Here is a 22106-nt window from a genome sequence, read left to right on the forward strand (position 1 = left end):
GCCGCCAGGGTGGGGCACGTGACCGAGCGGCCGCCACCGGTTTGCCGGTGACGGCCGCCTGGTCCCTGCTCGGGTCAGCTCACGGTCAGCTCACGGTCAGCTCACGTTCAACGCCGTGTCGTCGATGACGAACGACGTCTGCAGCGAGCTGTCCTCGATGCCGGTGAAGCTGATCGTCACCGTCTGCCCCGCGAACGAGGAAAGGTTGAACGACCTCTGGGTGTAGCCGGCTGCCTTGTTGAGGTTGGAGTAGGTCGCCAGCGTCGTCGAGCCCGCCTTCACGGTCAGCTTGTCGTACTGCACCGAGGTGGTCGTCTCGGCGGAGTCGATATGCAGCCAGAAGGAGAGCGTCGCGGAGCATCCGGCCGGGATGGTCACCGACTGGCTGAGCGTGTCGGTGTGGGTCCTGCCGTAGCCGTCGAGCCACGCCTTCCAGCTGCCACCGTGCGGGGCCTGGCCGGCCGAGCCGTCGATGACACCGGACGACGCCGACCACGGTGCGGCGGTCCCGGTCTCGAAGCCGGGGTTTCCGAGCTTCTGTCCGGGAGCCGTGCAGCCGCCGCCTCCTCCACTCACGGTGAAGGTGAACGTCGCCGACCCGGAGCCCGAGCCGCCGGACCCGGTCGCGGTCGCGGTCACGCTGTAGGTGCCCGCGGTCGTCGGGGTCCCGGAGACCGTGCCGGTGGAGGAGCCGATCGTCACCCCGGGGGGCAGGCCCGTGGCCGACCACGTGTACGGCGCAGTGCCGCCGCTCGCGGACAGCGTGAACGAGCTGATCGCGGTGCCGACCGTGCCGGACTTGTTGCCCGGGTTGGTGACGGTCACGGCGCCGGTGGCCGAGCAGGTCGGGTCAGCGGCCTGCGCGGGCACGCTGACGGCGTCCCAGGCGGCCTTGACCTTGTTGAACTCCACGCAGCTGCCCGGGTAGAGGTTCTTGGCCGCGGTCAGCGTCCACGTGCGGTACTTGAGGTACGACGACGTGCTCGTCTTCATCAGCATCGCGTTGTAGAAGATGAGCCCGGCCTTCTGGATGCCGATCCCCGTCATCGTGGAGCCGTTGCAGGTCGAGCTGGCAGGCTGCCCGTTGGTCGGGTTGCTGCCCTCGGCCAGCAGGTAGAACCAGTGGTTCCCCGGGCCGGCCGACGCGTGCACCTGCCCGCTCGGGATGGAGCTCGAGTAGCAGTTGGGGTGACCGATCGCGGACGGGTTGTACATGTTGCGGATCGGGCCCTGGCCGACCAGGTTCACCTCCTCGCCGACGAGGTAGTCGGGCGGGTCATAGGCCGCCGGCTCATTGGCGTAGAACTCGGTCAGCGCCCCGAAGACGTCGGCGACGAACTCCTGGGTGTTGCCGCGGGAGATGCCGCCCGGCGTCTTGTCGTCGATGCCGTGCCCGAACTCGTGGGCCACGACGTCGAGCGAGCTGATCCAGCCGCCAGCCGCGTTCTTCCCGATCTGGATCTGGGTGCCGTCGTAGTAGGCGTTGGTGTCGTTGAGGCCGACCCGGATCGGGACCCACCCGCCCGAGCCGTTCATGCCGCTACGGCCCAGCCACTGGGAGAGCATGAGCCGTTGCTTCTCCGCGGCGTAGAACGCGTCGACGCAGCCGGTCTCCTTGTTGGTCAGGTTGCCGTTGCCCCACAGGTCGTCCGGGCCGGAGAACGTCGTGTTGTTGGCGCTGTCCTGGCAGACCAGCGTCGTGGCACTGGGGTTGCGCATCGTGTAGGTCGAGCCCGACTGCGTCGTCGGGATCGTGACCGTGCCGTGGAAGCCGGAGCTGCCGCTCCCCTCCAGGACGTGCTCGATCCGGTCGAGGACCTTGCCGTTGCGAGCCCCGACGTACGTCGCCATCCGGGTCGCGTGCCCATGAGCCCGGCCGCTGGCCCAGGTCTCCCAGGCGAGCGCGGAGCGCTGGCGCTGGAGGATGACGAGCCGGGTCTTGCCCACCTTGGCGTCCTTGATCCCGCGGGCGCCGATCGCCCTGGCCTTGGCCCTGGCCACCGTCGCGCGGAGGTTCTTCACCTTGGTCACCCGGGTCTGCGCGACCGACGTGCCGAGCACGCGGCCCTGGGAGTCGGTGCTGACGACGAAGTCGCCGCCGACCACGGGCAGGCCCTTGTGGGTGCGCTCGTAAGGCACATACATCAGGCCGCTCGAGGACAGGACAGGACCGGCGATGAACCGGTCGTGTCGGCTGGCCTTGAAGGTCTCCGGCTTGCTGGCCACGAGCCCGGCGGCGGCGCGGGCCGCGTCCGCTCGGGCATCTGCCGTGGGTCGATCGGCGGTTCGAGCCCCAGGGGATGTGCCGGGGCGGGAATCCGGCGCGGCCGTGGTGGCACCGGTGGGTGCCAGCACGGCCAGTGCCGTGACGAGGGCGGTGGTTGCGCCCCCGATGACGAGTCGTTTCACAGTCAGCCTCTCCGTTGGACGGTTGAAGGGATGGCTCCGCCCAGGACAGGTCAAACCAGCGGATCGAAGAGTCCCGAGAAGATCCGCGGTGACTCTCGTCCGGCCGGAGGATCGCCGTCAACAGCTGCGATTTGCGAAAAGGTGCACTGCGAGGTTGTGCAGCAAGCGGGTCTCCGTGCCCCCTTAGCACCTCGCGGGCGGTCCGTACAAGACCCGAATACGCCGTTGCTACCAGGGATCTCGGGTTGCCACATTGGCAGTTCCTTTGTCGACCCAGGAGGCCTCTCTGCATGAATGCCGCACTTCGACGGCTACACCCGGCGATCACGATGGTCGCTCTCTGCATCTCGCTGTTGGCGCTGGTCGCCGCGGCTGCGGGGGCCGGCTACGCCGCCGGTCTCATCGGCACCGCCCAGCTGAAGAACAACGCCGTGACCGCGCCCAAGATCAAGAACAACGCGGTCACCACCAAGAAGGTCAAGAACAACGCGATCAACAGCAAGAAGGTCAAGAACGGGACCCTGTCCGCCGCGGACATGGTGGCGGAGGAGAAGCAGATCCAGCCCACGCTCAGCGACGGCGGCGAGGGCGACTGCGTCTGGAGCCAGGGACCTGGGGTGGGTTACGGCTTCTCGATGCCGACCTATCGCAAAGACAGGTTCGGCCGGGTGCATATGACCGGGTACGTCGTCCGCAGCAACGCGCCAGGCGGGGACGGAGCGTGCGACGGCAGCGGGCCCGGGCAGATCAACGACGCCATCGCGTTCATCCTCCCGGCCGGCTACATCCCGGCCAAGACGACGCTGGCGGGCATCAGCTCGGCCGTCGCCGTGATCGCGGGACCACAGGGAATCACCGCACCTGGCGTGACGGCGCCGCCCGGAGCGGTCATGGTCCTCGCAGGCAACGAGTTGGCCCTTGACAACGTGTCCTTCGACCCGGCCGGTGCCGCCGTCGCACTCCCCAAGATGACCGCAACGGGTCAGGAGAAGCAGCTGGTCGACATCCTCGGGCTCGACTAGGAGGCGGTTCGTCTCGACGCACGGGCCGGTCCACAGCATGGGGCCGGCTCGTGCGTCGTCGCCGGATCCTTGAGCTAGAGCCGCTCGATGATCGTCACGTTGGCCTGGCCGCCGCCCTCGCACATGGTCTGCAGCCCGTAGCGGCCGCCGGTGCGCTCGAGCTCGTTGAGCAGGGTGGCCATGATCCGGGTGCCGGTGGCGCCGATGGGGTGGCCTAGGGCGATGCCGCCGCCGTTGACGTTGACCTTGTCGTGCGGGACGCCGCACTCCTTCATCCAGGCCAGCACCACCGAGGCGAACGCCTCGTTGCACTCGAACAGGTCGATGTCGTCGATCGACAGTCCCGACCTCTCGAGCGCGCGCCGGGTCGCCCGGATCGGGCCGGTGAGCATCCACACGGGGTCGTCGCCGGTGATCGAGAGGTGGTGGATCCGGGCCCGCGGGGTGAGGCCGTGGTCGGCCACCGCCTGCTCGGAGGCGATCAACATCGCCGAGGACGCGTCGCAGATCTGTGAGGCGACGGCCGCGGTGATCCGGCCGCCGGGGGCCAGTGGCTCGAGACCAGCCATCTTCTCCAGCGACGTCTCACGCGGGCACTGGTCGGTGTCGAGGTTCTCCTCGGCGAGGGTGACTGGCTCGATCTCGTTCTTGAACCGGCCCTCGGCGATCGCCGTCCGCGCGCGCTCGTGGGAGGCGAGGGCGAAGGCCTCCATGTCCTCGCGGGAGATGTCCCACTTCTCGGCGATCATCTCGGCCGAGCGGAACTGGCTGACCTCCTGGTCGCCATAGCGCGCCAGCCACCCGGGCGACTCGGCGAACGGCGTCGAGAAGCCGTACTGCTGGCCGACGATCATGGCCGCCGAGATCGGGATGGCGCTCATGTTCTGCACGCCGCCCGCGACGACGAGGTCCTGGGTCCCGGACATCACGCCCTGCGCGGCGAAGTGGACCGCCTGCTGCGAGGAGCCGCACTGCCGGTCGATGGTCACGCCCGGCACGTGGTCGGGCAGCCCGGCCACCAGCCAGGCCGTGCGCGCGACGTCGCCCGCCTGGGAGCCGATGGTGTCGCAGCAGCCGAGGATCACGTCGTCGACCGCGCCGGGGTCCACGCCGGTCCGGGTCATCAGGGCGCTGATCGAGTGTGCGGCCAGGTCGGCGGAGTGGACGCCGGCGAGCGACCCGCCCCGCTTGCCGACCGGGGTGCGGACGGCGTCGACGATGAATGCTTCAGGCATGGCGGATCCCTTCGAGAAGGATGGAGAGGTACTGCTTCGCGATCTCGGCGTGGGTGCGCCGGCCGCCGGGGCGGTACCAGGAGACGGCGACCCAGACGGTGTCGCGGATGAAGCGGTAGGTGAGCTCGAGGTCGAGGTCGTCGCGCAGCACGCCGGCGTCGATGCCGCCCCGCAGCAGCGTCAGCCAGACCTCGCGGGACTGCTGGTTGCGCTCGCCCAGGTAGGCGAACCGGTCAAAAGTCAGCAGGTAGGCCGCGTCGTTCTGGAAGATCGCGACCTCGTCGTGGTGCTTGTCGATCGCCTCGAACGACACCAGGACGGCCTGCTCCAGCTTGGCGAGCGGGTCCATCTCGGACGACGGCGCCGCCAGGATGGCGTCGTACTGCCCGAAGAGTTCCTGCTGGAACGTCGAGAGGATCTCGTCGACCATCGACTCCTTGGAGTCGAAGTGGTGGTAGAGGCTGCCCGACAGGATCCCGGCCGCATCGGCGATGTCGCGGACCGTGGTGTTGCGGAAGCCCTTCTCGGCGAACAGCCGCGCCGCGATGGCGAGGAGCTCGTCTCTGCGTGACTCGGTGGGCTGGGCGGTCATGTCTAGGCCTGCTGGCTCGAGACGGCGACGACCTCGCCGGTCATGTACGACGCGTAGTCACTGGCCAGGAACACCATCACGTTGGCGACCTCCCACGGCTCCGCGGCCCGGCCGAACGCCTCGCGCTGCTTGAGCTCGGCGAGCACTTCGTCGGAGGTGACCTTGGCGAGGAACGGGTGCATGGCCAGGCTCGGGCTGACCGCGTTGACCCGGATGCCGTGCGGCGCGAGGTCGATCGCGGCGCAGCGGGTCAGCGCCATCACACCGGCCTTGGCGGCGGCGTAGTGGGCCTGGCCCTCCTGGGCCCGCCAACCGATCACCGACGCGTTGTTGACGATCACGCCCTTCTTGCCGGCCGCCACGAACCGCTGACCGGCGGCGCGCACGCACCGGAACGTGCCGGTGAGGGTGATGTCGAGGACTTTGAGCCACTGCTCGTCGGTCATCTCCAGGACGCTCGCGGTGCCGCCGAGCCCGGCGTTGTTGACCATGATGTCGACGCCGCCGAAGTCGTCGGCCGCGTCCAGCAGCGCCCCGACCTGGGCCTCGTCGGTCACGTCGCAGACCAGCTGCCGCACCCGGTCGGCGCCGAACTCGGACGCGAGCGCCTCCTCGTACTCGGCGAGCCGGCGCTCGTGGGTGTCGCTGAAGACGACCGCCTTGGCGCCCTCCTCGAGCGCCCGGCGGACGACCGAGGCGCCGATGCCGGCGCCGGCCGCAGCGGTGACCACGACGACCTTGCCGGCCAGCAGGTCGTGCCCGGGCACGTAGTCGGGCGCGGACTGCTCCTCGCGAGTCGTCGTCACGTCGTTCCCTTCGGTTCGCGGGGCAGGCCGAGCACCCGCTCGGCCAGGATGTTGCGCTGCACCTCGTCCGTGCCGCCGTAGATGCTGTCGGCGCGGGAGAAGAGGAAGAGCCGCTGCCACTCGCTCAGGTCGTACGGCGCGCTCTCGGCGAGCAACCCGGCCGGGCCGAGCACGTCCATGGCCACCTCGCCGAGGCGCTTGTGCCACGACGCCCAGGCCAGCTTGAAGATCGAGGCCGCTCCCCCGCCGGCCGAGGAGTCCTCGCCGCCGGTGACGTGGGAGAGGCTGCGCAGCGCGGTGAACCGCATCACCTCCAGCTCGGCCTTGAGCGAGGCCAGCCGGTCGCGCAGGATCGGGTCGTCGATGGTGCCGTTGCCCTTGGCGAGGGCGACCACCCCGCCGAGCTCGCGGGTGAAGTCGACGAGCTGGGCAAGGATCGAGACCCCTCGCTCGAAGCCGAGCAGCCCCATCGCGACGCCCCAGCCCTTCCCCGGCTCGCCGACGACGAGGTCGGCCCCGGTGCGGGCGCCGGTGAAGAAGACCTCATTGAACTCCGAGCCGCCGGTCAGCTGCTCGATCGGCCGCACGTCGATGCCGTCCTGGTCGATGGGCATGAGCAGGAACGAGAGCCCGTGGTGGCGCTGCGAGCCGGGCTCGGTGCGGGCGATGACGAAGATCCACTGGCTGAAGTGCGCGTTGGAGGTCCAGATCTTCTGCCCGTCGACGACCCACTCGTTGCCGTCGAACACCGCCTTGGTCTTGACGTTGGCCAGGTCGGACCCGGCATCGGGCTCGGAGTAGCCCTGTGCCCAGAGCTCCTCGACGGCCAGGATCTTGGGCAGGAAGCGCCGCTTCTGCTCGTCGGTCCCGAAGGCCATCAGCGTTGGCCCGAGGAGCTCCTCGCCGACGTGGTTGACGCGTGCCGGGGCCGCGGCGCGGGCGTACTCCTCGTGGAAGATCACCTGCTGCCACAGGGTCAGCCCGCGCCCACCGTGCTCCGCCGGCCAGCCGACGCCGGTCCAGCCGTGCGCGGCGAGATGCCGGTTCCACTCCAGCCGCTCGTCGATCGCCTCGTGGTCCTTGCCGGGACCCCCGAGTCCCTTGAGCGCCGCGAAGTCTCCGCTCAGGTGCTCGGCCAGCCAGCCGCGGATCTCGGCGCGGAACGCCTCGTCCTCGGCGGAGTAGGTCAGGTCCACGTTTGCTACCCTACCAAGCAAATGCTTGGTTTGGCGCACGACCACAACACCCTGCCCGCTCTGCTCCGTGCTGCGGCGGAGCGGTTCGGCACGCACCCGGCCTACGTCGAGGGTGACCTGACGGTCTCCTACGTCGACCTCGAGACGCATGTGCTCGACACCGCCGCGGTCTACACCGAGCTCGGCGTCGAGCCCGGGGACCGGGTCGTCCTGTGGGGACCCAACAGCGTGGACTGGGCCGTCGCCGCGCTTGCCGTCTCGTGCGCAGGCGGCGTACTGGTGCCCGTCAACTCGCGCTACGTCGGACCCGAGGTGGCCGACGTCGTGGAGCGCACCGACGCCAAGGCCGTCATCGTGCACGACGGGTTCCTGGGGCGTGACCAGGTGCAGGAGCTCTCCGAGGCCGGAGTCACCGACCGGGTGGTGAGGCTCCAGTCGCTGGTGAGCCGCGAGGCATCGGCGTTCTCGGCGATGCCGGAGGTCTCCCCCGACGACGTCGCCGACATCCTGTTCACCTCCGGCACAACCGGGCGTTCCAAGGGTGCGATGAGCGCCCACCGGCAGACGGTCGGCGTGGCCCGGGCCTGGGCCGAGCTCGGCGGGGTCCGGCAGGACGACCGCTACCTGGTGGTCAACCCGTTCTTCCACTCCTTCGGCTACAAGATCGGCATCGTGGTGGGGCTGCTCACCGGCTGCACGCTCTATCCGGTCGCGACCTTCGACGTCGACGAGACGATGCGGCTGATCGAGTCCGAGCGGATCACCGTCTTCCCCGGCGCGCCGACCCTCTACCAGTCGATCCTGGCCGCCCCCGGCCGCGCGGAGCGCGACCTGTCCTCGCTCCGGCTCGCGGTCACCGGGGCCGCCGTCGTCCCGGTGGTGCTGATCGAGCGGATGCGGGACGAGCTGCGCATCGACCAGGTGGTCACCGCCTTCGGCATGACGGAGGCCGTTGTCGTCACGATGTGCCGGGAGGGCGACTCCGCCGAGACGGTCGCGACCACCTGCGGTCGCGCGGTCCCCGGCATGGAGACCCGGATCGCTGACAATGGTGAGCTCCTCGTCAGGGGCGACTACGTGATGCTCGGCTACCTCGACGACCCGGCCGCCACCGCGGAGGCGATCGACGCGGACGGCTGGCTGCACACCGGCGACATCGGGACTCTGGACGAGCACGGCAACCTCACGATCACCGACCGGCTCAAGGACATGTACATCTCCGGTGGGTTCAACGTCTACCCGGCCGAGGTGGAGCAGGTCCTGATGCGCCTGGAGGGTGTGTCCGACGTCGCGGTGGTCGGGGTGCCGGACGAGCGCATGGGCGAGGTCGGCAGGGCCTACGTCGTCGGCACGGTGACACCCGACGAGGTCGTGGCCTTCGCCAAGGAGAAGCTCGCGAACTTCAAGGTGCCCCGCCAGGTCGAGGTCGTCGACGGCCTCCCCCGCAACCTGGCCGGCAAGGTGCTGAAGACGGAGCTGCGCGATGGATCTTGACCTGTCCGAGTCCGAGCTGGCCTTCCAGGCCGAGGCCCGGGAGTGGCTGGCGGCCCACGTGCCCGACGAGCCCCTGCCGTCGATGGACACTGCCGAAGGCTGGGCCCTCCACCAGGAGTGGGAGGCCGAGCTGGCCGAGGCGCGCTGGTCGGTCGTCTCGTGGCCTCGGGAGTACCACGGCCGCGAGGCCTCGCTGGTGGAATGGGTGATCTTCGAGGAGGAGTACTACCGCGCCGGCGCGCCCGGGCGGGTCTCCCAGAACGGGATCTTCCTGCTCGCCCCGATCATCTTCGACCACGGCACGAAGGAGCAGCAGGACCGGTTCCTGCCCTCGATGGCCACCGGCGAGAAGGTCTGGGCGCAGTGCTGGTCCGAGCCCGAGGCGGGCTCCGACCTCGCCTCCCTCAAGTCCACCGCTACCAGGGACGACGAGCGCGGGGGCTGGGTGCTCAACGGCCAGAAGACCTGGTCGTCGCGGGCGACGTACGCGCACTGGGGCTTCGGGCTCTTCCGCTCGGGCCTCCCAGGCGTCGAACCGAGCGCCCAGCGGCACCGCGGGTTGACCTACTTCCTGTTCCCGCTGGACGCCGAGGGTGTGACGGTGCGGCCGATCGCCCAGCTCGACGGCGAGGCCGGCTTCGCCGAGGTGTTCTTCGAGGACGTGTTCGTGCCGGACGCCGACGTGCTCGGTGGCGTGGGTAAGGGCTGGTCGGTCGCGATGAGCACCGCCGGCAACGAGCGAGGGCTCTCGTTGCGCTCCCCCGGCCGCTTCTGCGCGGCCGCGGACCGGCTGGTCGACCTCTACAGAGACTCCACGAAGCTGGACGTCGGGCCCCAAGGCGACGACGTCGTCGACGCCTGGATCAAGGCCCAGGCCTACCGGCTCTACACGTGGGGCACGGTCACCCGGTTGGCGAACGGCGGCGACATGGGGGCCGCCGGCTCGGTCAACAAGGTGTTCTGGTCCGAGCTGGACATCGCCCTGCACGAGACTGCCCTCGACCTCCTCGGAGCCGAGGCCGAGCTCCAGTCTCGGTGGCTCGACGGCTACACGTTCTCGCTCTCCGGACCGATCTACGCCGGCACCAACGAGATCCAGCGCAACATCGTCGCCGAGCGGATCCTCGGTCTCCCGAGGGAGCTCCGCCCGACCGAGGGGGCGCGATGAGGTTCGAGCTCACCGAGGACCAGCGCGACTTCGCCGCCTCCCTCGACCGGCTGCTGGCCACGGCGGACACACCGGCGGTGGCCCGGGCCTGGGCCGACGGCGACCACGAGCAGGGGCTCAAGCTCTGGCAGCGGCTGGCCGAGCAAGGCCTGACGATGCTGGCGACGGAGGCCTCGCCGGTCGAGGTCTGCGTCGCCTTCGAGGCGCTCGGGAAGCACGCCGTGCCCGGACCCTGGGTCGAGTCCGCCGCCTACCTCCCGGTCGCGCTGGGACGAGAGATCGAGGGGCTGGCCACCGTCGCGGTCCGGCCGCACGTCCCCTACGCGCTGGACGCCGACGTCGCTGACGAGGTCTACGTCGGCGACGCCCGCGCCAGTGCTGTCGGCGCCATGCACGTGTCGGTCGACCGGACCCGCCGGCTCTTCGAGGTGACCGGTGAGGGCGAGCCGAACCGCGAGGCCTTCGACCTGGCGGTCCTGGCCACCTCGGCCCAGCTCCTGGGTGCGGGCGAACGGCTGCTTGAAGACTCGGTGGCCTACGTGAAGCAGCGCCGGCAGTTCGGCCGCGAGATCGGCAGCTATCAGGCCGTCAAGCACGCGCTGGCCGACGTCCGGATCGCCCTCGACTTCGCCCGCCCGCTCGTCTACGGCGCCGCGCTCGGGGAGATCTCGGTCTCCGCCGCCAAGGTCGCGTGCTCCGACGCCGCCTACTTGGCTTCCCGGACGGGCCTCCAGGTGCACGGCGCGATCGGCTACACCGCCGAGTTCGACCTGAGCATCTGGATCACCAAGGTGCGTGCGCTCGTGGGCGCGTGGGGCACGCCGTCGTGGCACCGCGCCCGTCTTCGCCAGGACCTGGGCGTCAGCTGATGGAGTTCGGGTTGTCCGAGGAGCAGCAGGAGCTCGCCTCGACGGTGCGCTCGCTGCTGGTCAAGCGCGCCGACAGCGCCGCGGTCCGCGCCGCTGCCGAGTCCGAGACCGGTTACGACGCGTCGCTGTGGTCGATGCTGTGCGAGCAGATCGGCGTCGCCGCGCTGGCCATCCCGGAGGACTACGAGGGCGCGGGCTTCACGCTCTTCGAGTCGATGGTCGCGCTCGAGGAGCTCGGCCGCTCGCTCGCCCCCTCCCCCCTGCTCGCCTCGCTGGTCACCGCGGAGGCGCTGCTCGCCGGTGGCGACGACGACGCCAAGCAGCGGCTGCTCCCCCGCATCGCGGCCGGCGAGGTCGCCGCGATCGCGCTCGACGGCGGGCCGGCACTGTTCGCCGACCAGGCCAGCGTGCTGCTCGCAGTGCGGGGCGACGACCTGCTGGAGCTCGACCCGGCGTCGAGCCACACCGAATGGCTGCCCTCGATGGACCAGACCAACCGCTTTGCGAGTCTCGACGCGTCCGGGGGCACCCGGATCGGCGACGGCGTCGCGGCGCGCGCCCGGGCCGAGCTGGTCGGCGCCGTCGGCGTGGCCGCGCTCCAGGCCGGCCTGGCGGGACGGGCTCTGGAGATGACCGTCGACTACAGCAGGACGAGGGTGCAGTTCGGCCGACAGATCGGCTCCTTCCAGGCACTCAAGCACCGGATGGCCGACCTGCTGGTCCTGGTGGAGATGTGCCGCTCGGCGTCCTGGGCGGCGTCCTACGCCCTGTCGAGCCACGCGGACAACGCCGAGCAGCTCGCGCACGTCGCCAAGTCCTACTGCTCCGAGGCGCTCAACCGGATCGCCGCCGAGACCGTGCAGCTGCACGGCGGGATCGCGATCACCTGGGAGCACGACGCCCAGCTGGTGTTCAAGCGGGCGCACACCTTGTCTCAGCTGTTCGGCCAGGCTCACCACCACCGGGCGCGCATCGAGCTCTGACGCGGTTACCGTCGGGGCATGCGTGTTCTCATCCTCGGCGCCGGGTTCGGCGGCCTCGAGCTGGCCAGCTCCCTGGACGCCGCCCTCGGCGACGACGTCGAGGTCACTCTGGTCGACCAGGCCGACGAGTTCGTGCTCGGGTTCTCCAAGCTCGACGTGATGTTCGGCCGCACCACCGCCGAGCACGTCGCGCACCGGTATGCCGACCTGGCTCCACCCGGGGTCCGGTTCGTGCGGGCCACCGTCGCTTCCATCGACCCGGTCGCCCGGCGTGTGGAGACCGACGCCGGCCCGCTCGATGGAGACATCCTGGTGGTCGCGCTGGGCGCCGACCTGCGCCCGGAGGAGACGCCGGGCCTGCTCGAGGCGGGCCACGAGTTCTACACCGAGGCGGGCGCCTTCGCGGCCCGCGACGTCCTGGACCGCTTCGAGGGCGGTGACGTGATCGTGGCGGTGACCTCCACCCCGTTCAAGTGCCCACCCGCCCCCAGCGAGACCGCGCTCCTCGTGCACGACCACCTGGCGGCACGCGGGCTGCTGGACCGTTCGACCGTGTCCCTGGTGATGCCACTGGGAGCCCCGGTCCCGCCCTCGCCGGAGGCCTCGGAGGCGCTGCTGGCGGTGTTCGCCGAGCGTGGGATCTCGTGGCATCCCGACGCCCTGGTCCGGCGACTGGACCCGGAGGCCAAGGTGGCCAGGCTGGCCGACGGCACCGAGCTGCCGTTCGACCTCTTCCTCGGCGTCCCCGTGCACCGCGCGCCCGCGGTCGTCGTCGAGTCGGGGCTGACCGAGGACGGCTGGATCCCGGTCGACCCGCTCACGCTGCGCACCAGGTTCGACGACGTCTACGCCGTCGGCGACGTGACCAGCGTCGGCACTCCGAAGGCGGGCGTGTTCGCGGAGGGTCAGGCCTCCGTGGTCGCCGCCCAGCTGGTCGCCCGGGCGCGCGGGCTCGTCGACCCGACGACGTACGACGGGCGCGGGATCTGCTACGTGGAGTTCGGCCAGGGTGAGGTCGGCAAGCTGGACGTGACGTTCCTCAGCGGCGAGGACCCCAGGGGCACGCTCGAGGGTCCGACCCTGGACCTGGCCGCCGACAAGCGGGCCTTCGGCGCCGACCGGGCCCGGCGCTGGTTCGGCCGCGAGTGGACGCCCGTCGGGGACTGATCCCGCGGGTCACTCGCGCGGCTGTGGGTCGTGGTCGTGCTCAGGGTCGGCCGCGAAGGCCTTCTCGTAGATGTCGTAGACCATCGCGGCCTTGTGGTTGTTGTAATCCATGACGCGCTCGAAGCCTTGTGCGGCCAGCGAGGCCTTGAGCCCGCCGTAGGCGTCGCGGTCCTGCGGATGGCTGCGCAGCCAGTCGCGGAAGAGCAGGCAGCGCCTCGGCTCGGCCGCGGCCGGCCCGAAGACGTGCAGGTTGACCGAGCGGTCGACTCGGGTGAGCAGCCGGTGCTCCTCCCAGTCGGGTTCGCGGATGTGGAGCAGTAGGCCCAGGGACTCGAGTGCGGGGACGTACGCCGCCTCGTCAGCGGGGTCGGGGACGACGAGGTCCAGGTCGATGACCGGCTTGGCCGCCAGGCCGGGGACCGACGTGGACCCGACATGGTCCAGCTCGACGACGCGATCACCGAGCACCTCTCGGATCGCCGCGATCAGCGCGTCAGCCATGGCGGGCCAGGATTCGTCATAGGGCACGACCCGCACCGTGCCCGGCGGGGCCGTGCCGATGACGGCTGCGTCGGACTGGTCGAGATCGGTCAGCTCGAAGGGACGCCGGAGCGGATGCGTGGGCACCGCAGAAGACTACGAGTCGGTGGTGGAGTACTTGCCCTGGAAGAACAGCAGCGGCTTGTCCGTCCCCGCCTCCGGGACGTCCAGGTCGAGGACCCGGCCGATCACGACGTAGTGGTCGCCGGCCTCGTGGACGGAGTGGATCCGGCAGTCGACGTAGCCGAGGGTGCCCGCGAGGATCGGTGAGCCGGTCTGCTCGCTGGGCGTCCACGACACCCCGGCGAACTTGTCGACACCGCGGCTGGCCATCTGGTTGGAGAGCTCGGCCTGGCCGTCGGCGAGGAAGTTGACGCAGAATCGGCCCGACCGCTGGATCATCGGCCAGGCGCGCGAGGTCTTCGCCGGGATGAACACCACCAGCGGCGGGTTGAGCGAGACGCTGGAGAAAGACTGGCAGGTCAGGCCCACAGGCGCGCCGCCGCTCATCGCGGTCACCACCGTCACGCCCGAGGCGAACCGGCCGAGCACGTCGCGGAACCGTCGGGCCGCGGCGACCGCCTCCGGGTCGTCGGCGTCGACGACCACGTCCTCGCCGGGACGGAGCTGGAAGTCGTACATCGAGTCGCCCAGCCAGGACTCGATGAGGTCGTGGCTGGGCCAGGTCTCCCGGGCATCGGGGCTCATGCCCTCCGGGATCTCGGCCTCGCTCATGCGGGTCACGCTATGTCCTACTGACCGCCGCCGAAGTCGTGACCCCAGTACGAGACGGCAGTGGACTCACGGGCGACCCAGCGGTCGTCGTCGACGGTGAGCCCATCGGTGCCGAACTCGACGTCGAAGCCGCCGGGCGACCTGACGTAGAACGAGACCATCTCGTCGTTCATGTGCCGGCCCAGCGTCGCCGACAGCGGCGCCTTGTGCTTGCGCACCCGCTCCAGCGCCCGACCCACGTGGTCGAGCTCGTCGACCTCGAGCATGATGTGGACGCACTTGGCCGGGTTGGGCATCGGCAGGAACGCCAGGGAGTGGTGCCGCGGGTTGACCCCGAGGAACCGCAGCCAGACCTTCGAGCCGGGCTCCTTGCCGACGAACTCCCCGGGCATGCTCATCGAGTCGCGGAGCCGGAAGCCGAGGACCTCGGTGTAGAACGCCAGCGCCTCCACGTCGTCGAGCACCGGCAGCACGATGTGGCCCATGCCCTGGTCGCCGGTGACGAAGGTCGCGGCGTAGGGCGTGACCACCGGGCGGGACTCGTAGGTGATGCCGTGGAACAGCTCGAAGACGTTGTCCCACGGGTCGCGGAACCGGACCAGCTCCTGCACCCGGCGCTCGTCGAGCTCGTCCTGGGTGCCCTCCTCGAAGGGGACGCCGGCCTTCTGCAGGTGCTCGCGCGCCTCCTGCAGCGCCCGGTGGTCGGCGACCTCCCAGCCGACCGCGTCCAGCTGGTCGACATCGGAGGGGAACACGACGAGCCGGGCGGAGACCTGGTCGATCCGCCAGTATTGGTGAGCGGGGTTGGGGCCGCGGCCCTCGGCCAGGCCGAGGACCTTGCCCGCGAAGAGCCGCCACTGGTCGAGGTCGGTCGCGGCCACGCGGACGTAGCCCATGGACTTGATGTCGATCGTCATGCGGTCCTCACTTGGGGCTCGTCACTTGGGGGGCGTCCGTTCGACGTGGCGGGCCAGGAAGCTGGTCGCGACCTCGGCGAACTCGTCGGCCGCCTCGATCTGCGCCCAGTGGCCGCAGTTGGGGAACACGTGCAGCGAGGCCTTCGGGATCGCCTTGAGCGCGACCATCGCGCCGTCCAGCGGGTTGACCCGGTCCTCCCGGCCCCAGGTCAGCAGCGTGGGCGTGCGGATCTTGTGCGCCTCGCGCCAGAGCATGCCGTCCTCGGCGCTGGCCGGGTCGTAGAAGGACATGCCCATCGAGATCATCGCCTCGCGAGCGCCGGGAGCGGTCGCGTCGGCGAAGCGCTCCTCGACCAGCTCGTCGGTCACCAGGTCCTGGTTGACGACCATCGTGGAGATGAACGCGCGCAGGGACTCGCGGGTGGGGTCGAGGTTGAACTCCATGAGCCGCTTGACGCCCTCGGTGGGGTCGGCGTGGAACAGGTTGAGCGAGAGCCCGCCGGGCCCCATCAGGATCAGCCGGCCGACCCGGTCGGGGTGCTCGATCGCGATCCGGCTCGCTGTGCCGCCACCGAGGCTGTTGCCGAGCAGGTGGACCCGCTCGATGCCGAGCTCGTCGAGCAGCGCGACGACGTAGCCCGCGGAGAACCGGAAGTAGTTGCCCACCACTGGCGGCTTGTCGGAGCCGCCGAAGCCCGGCTGGTCCACGAGAAGCGTGCGGAACGACGCCGCGAAACGCGGCAGCGCGGGGCCGAAGTTGGACCACGACGAGGCACCCGGTCCGCCGCCGTGCAGCATCACCAGCGGCAGGCCGCCGCCGATGCCGGTGGGCTCCCCTGAATCCGACGCCGCCGGCCCGGCCTCGTAGTAGTTGAGCGTCAGGCTGCCGTGCTCGGTGGATGCCTTGGCGCTGCGCCGGACCGACTCCTTGTCGAAGCTGGAGTCGAGGCCGGATGCGTGGGATGACATGTGGTCAGTACATCCCAGGGTCGATCTTGTGGCCGAACTCGTGGGCGCCGAACATCTGCAGGGCACGCTCGGGGTCGTTGGCGGCGTGCACCCGGCCGGCGTGCGCGTCACGCCAGGTGCGCTGCAGGTAGGTGCCCTCGGCCAGGGCGCGGCCGCCCGACGCCTCGAACAGCGCATCGATCGCGTCGATGGCGCGCTGGCTCCCGAGGACCTGGTCGCGCCGCACCTTCAGACGCAGGCCCAGCGGGATCGGCTCGCCCTTGGCGACCAGCGCCTCCTCCTCGCGGATGTTCTGCATGGTCAGCGCCCAGGCGGCGTCGATCTCCGAGCTCGCCTTGGCGATCCGCACCGCCGCGAAGGGGTCCAGCGACGCCTTCTCACCGAGATAGGCCGCGCGGGTGCGGTTCTGCTGCATCTCGACGTGCTCGGTGTAGGCCCCCATGGCCATGCCGATGATCGGCGTGCAGATCGTGGTCGTGAACACCGAGTGGAACGGCAGCTTGTAGAGGTCTGCGGTGTTGTGCTCCTGCCCGGGGCCGCGGCAGGCACCGGTCTCGCCCATCGACAGCGTGAACGCCTCGGGGATGAACACGTCCTCGACCAGGATGTCGTTGGAGCCGGTGCCGCGCAGGCCGACGGTGTTCCAGACGTCGATGATCGTGTAGTCCTTGCGGGGGACCATGAAGGTCTTGAAGTCGACGACGTTGCCCTCGGCGTTGAACACCAGGGCGCCGAGCAGCACCCATGAGCAGTGGTCGCAGCCCGAGGAGAAGCTCCACTTGCCGGAGAGGATGTAGCCCCCGTCGGTGACGGTGGCCTTGCCGGTCGGCGCGTACGACGAGCTCAGGCGGGTGCTGGTGTCCTCGCCCCACACGGCCTGCTGCGCCTCGTCGGCGAACAGCGCGACCTGCCAGGGGTGCACGCCGACCACGCTGGCGACCCAGCCGGTCGAGCCGCAGGCACTGGAGATGTCGCGCACCGCGGTGTAGAAGTCGACGGGGCTGGCCTCCAGCCCGTCGAAGCGCTTGGGCTGCAGCAGCCGGAAGAAGCCGGTGTCCTCGAGCTCCTTGATGTTGGCCTCGGGGACGACCCTCAGCCGCTCGGCCTCCTCCGCCCGCTCCCGAAACGTGGGCAGCAGGTCCCGGACCCCGTCGAGCACCGCTTGCGACATCGCACTCTCCTCCATGAGACTTTAGCCTCAATACTAGAACACGTTCTAGTTCATTGTCGATGCAGGAGAGTTGCAGGCGGGTTACGTGGGAGGGTGCGCCCTGTGGACGTGACGAAGTACGGACCCTGGGCGGTGATCGCTGGCGGCTCGGAGGGAGTCGGCCGGTCGTTCGCGACCCAGCTCGCCGAGGCCGGGCTCGACCTGGTGCTCATCGCACGCAAGCCGGTGGCACTGGAGGAGACGGCGGAGCTGTGCCGGGCGTACGGGGTGCGGGTGCGCCCGCTCGCGCTGGACCTGACCGCGCCTGACGCGGTCGAGCGGGTCATCGACGAGGTCGAGGACGTCGAGGTCGGGCTGCTGGTCTACAACGCCGGCGCCAACTCCCACAGCGAGGAGTTCCTCGACGGGGACCTCGCCGAGTTCCAGCGGGTGATCGACCTCAACGTCACCACTCCCCTCGCGCTCGTCCAACACTTCGGCCGGTCGATGCGCGACCGCGGCCGCGGCGGGATCCTGCTGGTCGGCTCGAAGGCGAGCTACGTCGGGTCGGTCCGGCACACCGTCTACGGCGGGGTGAAGGCGTTCCGGCGGATCTTCGCCGAGGGACTGTGGCTCGAGCTGCGTGATCACGGCGTCGACGTGCTCGAGCTCGTGCTGGGCGTCACCCGGACACCGGCGATGGAGCGCGTGGGCCTCGACCTCGAGGTCACGGGGTTCGAGGCGGCCGACCCGGACGACGTCGCCCGTGAGGGCCTGGCCCGGCTCGCCCACGGGCCGCTGCACCGGGTCGGCGACGCCGACCAGAAGTCCCGTGCCGATGTCGTCCTGGGCACCCACCGGGCGATGCAACAGCTGTTCGGAGGAAGCGCATGACGGTGGACGAGGAACGACTGGCGCGGCTGGAGGAGCGGGTCGGACTGCTGGAGGACGAGCTGGCGATCACCCGGCTGGTGGCGTCGTACGGCCCGCTGGTCGACGCCGGCGAGGCGGAGGCGGTGGCGGGACTGTGGGCTCCCGACGGGGCCTACGACGTGGAGGGCTGGCAGATGACGAACCGTGAGGACATCCGGGCGATGGTCGAGTCGGACGGGCACCAGGGACTCATCGGCGCGGGCTGCTCGCACTTCCTCGGTCCGGCCCACGTGCGGGTCCGGGGCGACGAGGCGATCGCCGTCTGCGAGTCGATCCTGGTCCGGCACCGCGAAGGCAGCTACAGCGTGCGCCGGGCCGGGGCCAACCACTTCGTCCTGCACCGGGAGCCGGACGGATGGCGGATCAAGCACCGGACCACCCGGGCCCTGGACGGGTCCGCGGAGGCGCGTGACCTGCTCGGCAGGGGTGCCCTGGGGAGTGACCTGTGAGCGGCCAGCTGGACGGCCGGGTCGCCCTGGTGACGGGCGCGGGGGCCGGCATCGGCGAGGGCATCGCCCGCCGGTTCGCCGACGAGGGCGCCCGGGTCGTGGTGGCCGAGGTCGACGAGGCGTCCGGCCGGGCGGTGGCCGAGGCGGTCGGCGGGACCTTCGCCGCCTGCGACGTCTCGGTGCGCGAGCAGGTCGAGGCCGCGGTCGCCACCGCGGTGGCGGCGTACGGCTCGATCGACGTGGTCGTCAACAACGCGTGGGGCGGCGGCTCGATCGGCCGGGTCGAGCGCAAGACCGACGAGGCGCTGCTGCGCGGGATGCGGGTCGGCTACCTCGGGCCCTTCTGGGCGATGACCGCCGCGCTCCCCCACATGAAGGAGCGCGGTTGGGGCCGGGTCATCAACATGTGCAGCCTCAACGGCGTCAACGCCCACATGGGCTCGCTGGAGTACAACGCGGCCAAGGAGGCGCTGCGGGCGCTCACCCGCACCGCCGCCCGCGAGTGGGCGCCGACCGGCGTGACAGTCAACGCGATCTGCCCGGCGGCCAAGAGCCAGGCCTTCTTCCGGGCCATCGGCGAGTATCCCGAGCTCGAGGCCCTCGCGGACGCCGCCAACCCGATGGGCCGGATGGGCGATCCGTACGCCGACATCGCGCCCGTGGCGGTGTTCCTGGCGTCCGAGGGCAGCAGCTACCTCACCGGCAACACTCTCTTCGTCGACGGCGGCTCGCACATCAACGGAGCCGCGTGGGCGCCCGACCTGGACGCTGAGCAGGACGGCTGAGCAGGACGGCTGATTCCGGCCGCGCACAGGCGGGTCAGCCGGTCGCGGCCCGCAGCGCGTCGAGAAAGCCGGCCAGCGAGTCCGATTCGTCGTCGGCGTGGTGGACCGCGCACAGCGGCATGGTCGGGCTCGGCGGGCCCAAGGGTCGGCAGACAACGCCGTCGAGACGCAGCGCCGCAACCGACGCCGGGAGCAGGGAGATGCCCACACCTGCCGCAACCAGCCCCAGGACGGCCTGGACGCCGATCACCTCCTGCGCGATCGGCAGGTGGACGCCCATCCGGCGAAGCGTCCGAAGGCCGTTGTCGTAGGCGGCCGGTGACGAGGCCCTGTTCCAGAACACGAACGGCTGACCGTCGAGGTCGGCGAGCGGGATCGGGTCCGTCGAGGTGGCCAGCGGGTGGTCCACCGGCAGGACGGCCAGGATGGGCTCGTCCATGATCCTGGTCGTACTGAGCCCGGCCTCGTGCACGGACTCGCGCACGAGCGCCACGTCGAGCTGCTCCTCGCGCAGCCGGGCGAGCTGGACTGCGCCACTGGGTTGCTCCTCCAGCACCAGGGCGACGTGAGGATGAGCCGTCCTGAAGGCACGCACCGCGCGCGGGAGCAGGTCGTTGGCCACCGCGCTGATGAACCCGACCCGGAGTCGAGTCTGCGGGTCGGCGGCCCGGCGGGCGATCTCGGGCGAGCGGTCCAGGTGCGCCAGCACCTCACGGACCTCGCTCGCGTAGGCACGACCGAAGGGCGTGAGGGCGACGGGACGCGACGTGCGGTCGAACAGGCTCGCCCCGAGCTCGCGCTCGAGCCGCTGGATCTCCCGGCTCAGCGGCGGCTGCGTCACCAACAGGGTGCGCGCCGCGCCGCGGAAGCCGCCTTCGTCGATCACGGCGAGGAAGTACCGGAGGCTGCGCAGCTCCATCAGGCGTGATGCCTGTGAGGTATCGGATGCACCCTGAAACGATACTCGACGGGAGTGGAACGTGTTCTTAGTCTCGCGGGAGGCGCGCCGGCCCCGGCGCCCGAGGGAGGACCACATGCAGATCCACCGACGTCTCGCGACCACCACTGCTGCGACGGTCACAGGGGCGATGCTGGCCACGCTGCTCACCGCAGGGTCGCCGCCATCCGCGGCGGCACCACCCTCCGCCGCCGTCCGGTCGCTCACCCCTCTGTGCCAGACCCTCTCGGACATGCAGACCGGCAAGATCGTCTCGCACAAGGTCGGCGAGTTCGACCAGGTCGACGCGCTGCTCGGGCGACTCATCCCATTGGCGGACTCGAGCCTGCGGACCGACCTCGAGTCGATGCGCAGCACCTTCGCGGCCATCGGGCAGGCTCAGGCCAACGGCCAGTCGGTCGTACCTGCCTTCCAGGCCCTGACGTCTCCTCAGCTGATCGAGGTCGAGCAGCGCATCGCGGACGGCCTGACCGCCGCCTGTGGCACCGGTCTGGCGCCCAGCACCACGTCGAGCTCGACGGGTGACCTCTCTCCATCGATCTGCCCTGGCTGGACACAGCAGGCCAACATCTTCACCGGCAACCGGTTCCCCTACACGATCGACACGTCCGGCGCGAACTACTGGGGGTTCAACAGCCCGGTCACGCCCGGCGGGTACATCGAGCTGCACGGGCAGTACCCCCATGCGCGCTACTTCTCGATCCTCCCCAACGACCAGCAGACCAACAACCTGCACCCGCAGACGGACGTCTACATCGATCCGGACCCCGGTAGCGCAAACCCGTTCCGCGGGAAGATGCCCGCCGGCGCTGGACGCGACTACACGGTGCGGTTCCGGTTCACCGCCCCCCCGGCCAACCCGGAGCCCAACACGTCCTACGTCGGGGCTCTGAAGGACGGCGTGACCCCCAACAACTACGTGCTGTTCGTCTACCGCATCTACGGCAGTGTCCTCGGCCGCGGCCCGAACAGCGGTGGTGAGCCGCTCCCGGCCATCACCTACTACGACGCCCAGGGGAACGTGACCAAGCACTTCGACCAGTGCACGCCGTACCCCAACGGGACGCCGAAGGCCCCCGACAAGGTGCAGCGCTTCCCGAGCCTGCCGATTCCCGGTCCCCTGGCCGCCAAGCACCCCAAGCTGTCGCTGTCGAGCAACTACCACGTCCCGGTCGACCTGCTGGCCAACCCCGATGTCCTCTACGCGAACACGTTCTACAGCGAGCGACGGGGCAAGGTCTTCGTGGTGCGCGCCAAGGCGCTCGCGACGCCCGACACGGACGGGAGCGAGCCGGTCTTCGCCAAGCACAAGCAGGCTCGAGGCTTCACCGTGTGCGGCTACAACTTCTACGCCGGCTACGCCAACCAGTGCCTCACCGACCACCAGCTCAACCTGGACAAGAAGGGCTACTACACGATCGTGGTCTCGGCGGAGAAGCCGGACAACGCCGACCGGCGCGGGCGGGCGAACTGGATCCCGCTCGGCCCCTATCTCGACGGCCAGATCACCTACCGGTTCTTCCTGCGCGGGCAGCCGATGCTGAAGAGACTGGCGGCGGCGATCGACACCGGCGAGGCGTCACGGCGGCTCGACCGGTACATCCCCAAGATGGCCTACTGCTCGATGCGGGTCTTCGAGCGGGACGGCGCCGAAGGCTGCTTCGGCAGTCGACGTTGAGACCCGACGCGCGGCTGGGTCGCCCGCCGTGGTGCGACCCAGCCCCGTTAG

The 22106-nt window shown here is 70.3% G+C and carries 21 protein-coding genes; 10 read left to right on the forward strand and 11 right to left on the reverse strand.

The features are described from left to right. Positions 1-96 precede the first annotated feature (96 nt). The gene (locus ACYVC6_RS19860) at positions 97-2409 is read right to left on the reverse strand and encodes a M4 family metallopeptidase (RefSeq protein WP_460716199.1); all 2313 of its coding nucleotides are present in this window, start codon (positions 2407-2409) and stop codon (positions 97-99) included. Positions 2410-2699: 290 nt separating this feature from the next. Here ACYVC6_RS19860 and ACYVC6_RS19865 point away from each other — a divergent pair, with 290 nt between their 5' ends. Beyond that, a complete protein-coding gene (locus ACYVC6_RS19865) occupies positions 2700-3431 on the forward strand; it encodes a hypothetical protein (protein ID WP_460716200.1) in 732 nt (243 codons plus the stop codon). Between the two features lie 74 nt (positions 3432-3505). Here ACYVC6_RS19865 and ACYVC6_RS19870 read toward each other — a convergent pair whose 3' ends face one another. The 4 genes from ACYVC6_RS19870 to ACYVC6_RS19885 are packed head-to-tail and all read right to left on the reverse strand — an operon-like array spanning position 3506 to position 7260. Next, positions 3506-4666, reverse strand: coding sequence for an acetyl-CoA C-acetyltransferase (locus tag ACYVC6_RS19870; protein ID WP_460716201.1), 1161 nt, complete (start codon positions 4664-4666; stop codon positions 3506-3508). Continuing rightward, on the reverse strand, positions 4659-5258 hold the full coding sequence (locus tag ACYVC6_RS19875; protein ID WP_460716202.1) for a TetR/AcrR family transcriptional regulator: 600 nt from the start codon (positions 5256-5258) through the stop codon (positions 4659-4661). Before ACYVC6_RS19875 ends, ACYVC6_RS19870 begins: the two co-directional genes overlap by 8 nt. Before the next feature lie 2 nt (positions 5259-5260). Then, positions 5261-6064, reverse strand: a complete 804-nt coding sequence (locus tag ACYVC6_RS19880; protein WP_460716203.1) for an SDR family oxidoreductase — start codon at positions 6062-6064, stop codon at positions 5261-5263. Then, positions 6061-7260 carry an acyl-CoA dehydrogenase family protein gene (locus ACYVC6_RS19885; protein ID WP_460716204.1) on the reverse strand — a complete coding sequence of 400 codons (1200 nt, stop codon included), beginning with the start codon at positions 7258-7260 and terminating at the stop codon, positions 6061-6063. Before ACYVC6_RS19885 ends, ACYVC6_RS19880 begins: the two co-directional genes overlap by 4 nt. A 21-nt stretch (positions 7261-7281) precedes the next feature. Between ACYVC6_RS19885 and ACYVC6_RS19890 the strand changes: the two genes are divergently transcribed. From ACYVC6_RS19890 to ACYVC6_RS19910, 5 genes are read left to right on the forward strand one after another with little or no spacing between them, the layout of a single operon-like run. Continuing rightward, the gene (locus ACYVC6_RS19890) at positions 7282-8754 is read left to right on the forward strand and encodes a FadD3 family acyl-CoA ligase (protein WP_460716205.1); all 1473 of its coding nucleotides are present in this window, start codon (positions 7282-7284) and stop codon (positions 8752-8754) included. Beyond that, positions 8744-9922, forward strand: coding sequence for an acyl-CoA dehydrogenase family protein (locus ACYVC6_RS19895; RefSeq protein WP_460716206.1), 1179 nt, complete (start codon positions 8744-8746; stop codon positions 9920-9922). The genes ACYVC6_RS19890 and ACYVC6_RS19895 overlap by 11 nt, the downstream gene beginning before the upstream one ends. After that, a complete protein-coding gene (locus ACYVC6_RS19900) occupies positions 9919-10791 on the forward strand; it encodes an acyl-CoA dehydrogenase family protein (protein WP_460716208.1) in 873 nt (290 codons plus the stop codon). Before ACYVC6_RS19895 ends, ACYVC6_RS19900 begins: the two co-directional genes overlap by 4 nt. Beyond that, positions 10791-11774: an acyl-CoA dehydrogenase family protein gene (locus tag ACYVC6_RS19905; RefSeq protein ID WP_460716209.1), complete on the forward strand. Its 984-nt coding sequence runs from the start codon at positions 10791-10793 to the stop codon at positions 11772-11774. Before ACYVC6_RS19900 ends, ACYVC6_RS19905 begins: the two co-directional genes overlap by 1 nt. Before the next feature lie 18 nt (positions 11775-11792). Then, on the forward strand, positions 11793-12941 hold the full coding sequence (locus ACYVC6_RS19910; protein WP_460716210.1) for an NAD(P)/FAD-dependent oxidoreductase: 1149 nt from the start codon (positions 11793-11795) through the stop codon (positions 12939-12941). 9 nt (positions 12942-12950) lie between these two features. Here the strand turns inward: ACYVC6_RS19910 and ACYVC6_RS19915 are convergent, their stop codons facing one another. The 5 genes from ACYVC6_RS19915 to hsaA are packed head-to-tail and all read right to left on the reverse strand — an operon-like array spanning position 12951 to position 17273. Next, on the reverse strand, positions 12951-13568 hold the full coding sequence (locus ACYVC6_RS19915) for a GrpB family protein (RefSeq protein ID WP_460716212.1): 618 nt from the start codon (positions 13566-13568) through the stop codon (positions 12951-12953). A 9-nt stretch (positions 13569-13577) separates the two neighbouring features. Further along, the gene (locus ACYVC6_RS19920) at positions 13578-14216 is read right to left on the reverse strand and encodes a flavin reductase family protein (protein WP_460716214.1); all 639 of its coding nucleotides are present in this window, start codon (positions 14214-14216) and stop codon (positions 13578-13580) included. Positions 14217-14233: 17 nt separating this feature from the next. Further along, positions 14234-15133, reverse strand: a complete 900-nt coding sequence (hsaC, locus tag ACYVC6_RS19925) for an iron-dependent extradiol dioxygenase HsaC (RefSeq protein ID WP_460716215.1) — start codon at positions 15131-15133, stop codon at positions 14234-14236. Positions 15134-15154: 21 nt separating this feature from the next. After that, complete coding sequence (gene hsaD / locus ACYVC6_RS19930; RefSeq protein ID WP_460716216.1) at positions 15155-16102, reverse strand: 4,5:9,10-diseco-3-hydroxy-5,9,17-trioxoandrosta-1(10),2-diene-4-oate hydrolase; 948 nt, start codon at positions 16100-16102, stop codon at positions 15155-15157. A gap of 4 nt (positions 16103-16106) precedes the next feature. Next, positions 16107-17273 carry a 3-hydroxy-9,10-secoandrosta-1,3,5(10)-triene-9,17-dione monooxygenase oxygenase subunit gene (gene hsaA / locus ACYVC6_RS19935; protein WP_460716217.1) on the reverse strand — a complete coding sequence of 389 codons (1167 nt, stop codon included), beginning with the start codon at positions 17271-17273 and terminating at the stop codon, positions 16107-16109. Positions 17274-17375: 102 nt separating this feature from the next. Here hsaA and ACYVC6_RS19940 point away from each other — a divergent pair, with 102 nt between their 5' ends. The 3 genes from ACYVC6_RS19940 to ACYVC6_RS19950 are packed head-to-tail and all read left to right on the forward strand — an operon-like array spanning position 17376 to position 19419. Next, positions 17376-18146 (forward strand): SDR family NAD(P)-dependent oxidoreductase, encoded by a 771-nt coding sequence (locus ACYVC6_RS19940; RefSeq protein ID WP_460716218.1) that lies wholly within the window; start codon positions 17376-17378, stop codon positions 18144-18146. Further along, entirely contained in the window at positions 18143-18634 is a 492-nt protein-coding gene (locus ACYVC6_RS19945; RefSeq protein WP_460716219.1) for a nuclear transport factor 2 family protein, read from the forward strand. Before ACYVC6_RS19940 ends, ACYVC6_RS19945 begins: the two co-directional genes overlap by 4 nt. Further along, positions 18631-19419 carry an SDR family NAD(P)-dependent oxidoreductase gene (locus ACYVC6_RS19950; RefSeq protein WP_460716220.1) on the forward strand — a complete coding sequence of 263 codons (789 nt, stop codon included), beginning with the start codon at positions 18631-18633 and terminating at the stop codon, positions 19417-19419. The genes ACYVC6_RS19945 and ACYVC6_RS19950 overlap by 4 nt, the downstream gene beginning before the upstream one ends. Positions 19420-19453: 34 nt before the next feature. Here ACYVC6_RS19950 and ACYVC6_RS19955 read toward each other — a convergent pair whose 3' ends face one another. Beyond that, a complete protein-coding gene (locus ACYVC6_RS19955; protein ID WP_460716221.1) occupies positions 19454-20338 on the reverse strand; it encodes a LysR family transcriptional regulator in 885 nt (294 codons plus the stop codon). Between the two features lie 115 nt (positions 20339-20453). On the opposite strand from ACYVC6_RS19955, the gene ACYVC6_RS19960 reads away from it, so the two are divergent. Next, the gene (locus ACYVC6_RS19960) at positions 20454-22055 is read left to right on the forward strand and encodes a hypothetical protein (RefSeq protein ID WP_460716222.1); all 1602 of its coding nucleotides are present in this window, start codon (positions 20454-20456) and stop codon (positions 22053-22055) included. The last annotated feature ends 51 nt before the right edge of the window (positions 22056-22106 follow it).

Source organism: Nocardioides dilutus, assembly GCF_054779555.1.

Coding starts and splice junctions, on each gene's coding strand:
- ACYVC6_RS19890 (WP_460716205.1), top strand. CDS start 7,282: ATGCTTGGTTTGGCGCACGACCACAACACCCTGCCCGCTCTGCTCCGT.
- hsaA (WP_460716217.1), bottom strand. CDS start 17,273: ATGTCGCAAGCGGTGCTCGACGGGGTCCGGGACCTGCTGCCCACGTTT.
- ACYVC6_RS19910 (WP_460716210.1), top strand. CDS start 11,793: ATGCGTGTTCTCATCCTCGGCGCCGGGTTCGGCGGCCTCGAGCTGGCC.
- hsaC (WP_460716215.1), bottom strand. CDS start 15,133: ATGACGATCGACATCAAGTCCATGGGCTACGTCCGCGTGGCCGCGACC.
- ACYVC6_RS19920 (WP_460716214.1), bottom strand. CDS start 14,216: ATGAGCGAGGCCGAGATCCCGGAGGGCATGAGCCCCGATGCCCGGGAG.
- ACYVC6_RS19960 (WP_460716222.1), top strand. CDS start 20,454: ATGCAGATCCACCGACGTCTCGCGACCACCACTGCTGCGACGGTCACA.
- ACYVC6_RS19945 (WP_460716219.1), top strand. CDS start 18,143: ATGACGGTGGACGAGGAACGACTGGCGCGGCTGGAGGAGCGGGTCGGA.
- ACYVC6_RS19900 (WP_460716208.1), top strand. CDS start 9,919: ATGAGGTTCGAGCTCACCGAGGACCAGCGCGACTTCGCCGCCTCCCTC.
- ACYVC6_RS19875 (WP_460716202.1), bottom strand. CDS start 5,258: ATGACCGCCCAGCCCACCGAGTCACGCAGAGACGAGCTCCTCGCCATC.
- hsaD (WP_460716216.1), bottom strand. CDS start 16,102: ATGTCATCCCACGCATCCGGCCTCGACTCCAGCTTCGACAAGGAGTCG.
- ACYVC6_RS19865 (WP_460716200.1), top strand. CDS start 2,700: ATGAATGCCGCACTTCGACGGCTACACCCGGCGATCACGATGGTCGCT.
- ACYVC6_RS19905 (WP_460716209.1), top strand. CDS start 10,791: ATGGAGTTCGGGTTGTCCGAGGAGCAGCAGGAGCTCGCCTCGACGGTG.
- ACYVC6_RS19955 (WP_460716221.1), bottom strand. CDS start 20,338: ATGGAGCTGCGCAGCCTCCGGTACTTCCTCGCCGTGATCGACGAAGGC.
- ACYVC6_RS19870 (WP_460716201.1), bottom strand. CDS start 4,666: ATGCCTGAAGCATTCATCGTCGACGCCGTCCGCACCCCGGTCGGCAAG.
- ACYVC6_RS19895 (WP_460716206.1), top strand. CDS start 8,744: ATGGATCTTGACCTGTCCGAGTCCGAGCTGGCCTTCCAGGCCGAGGCC.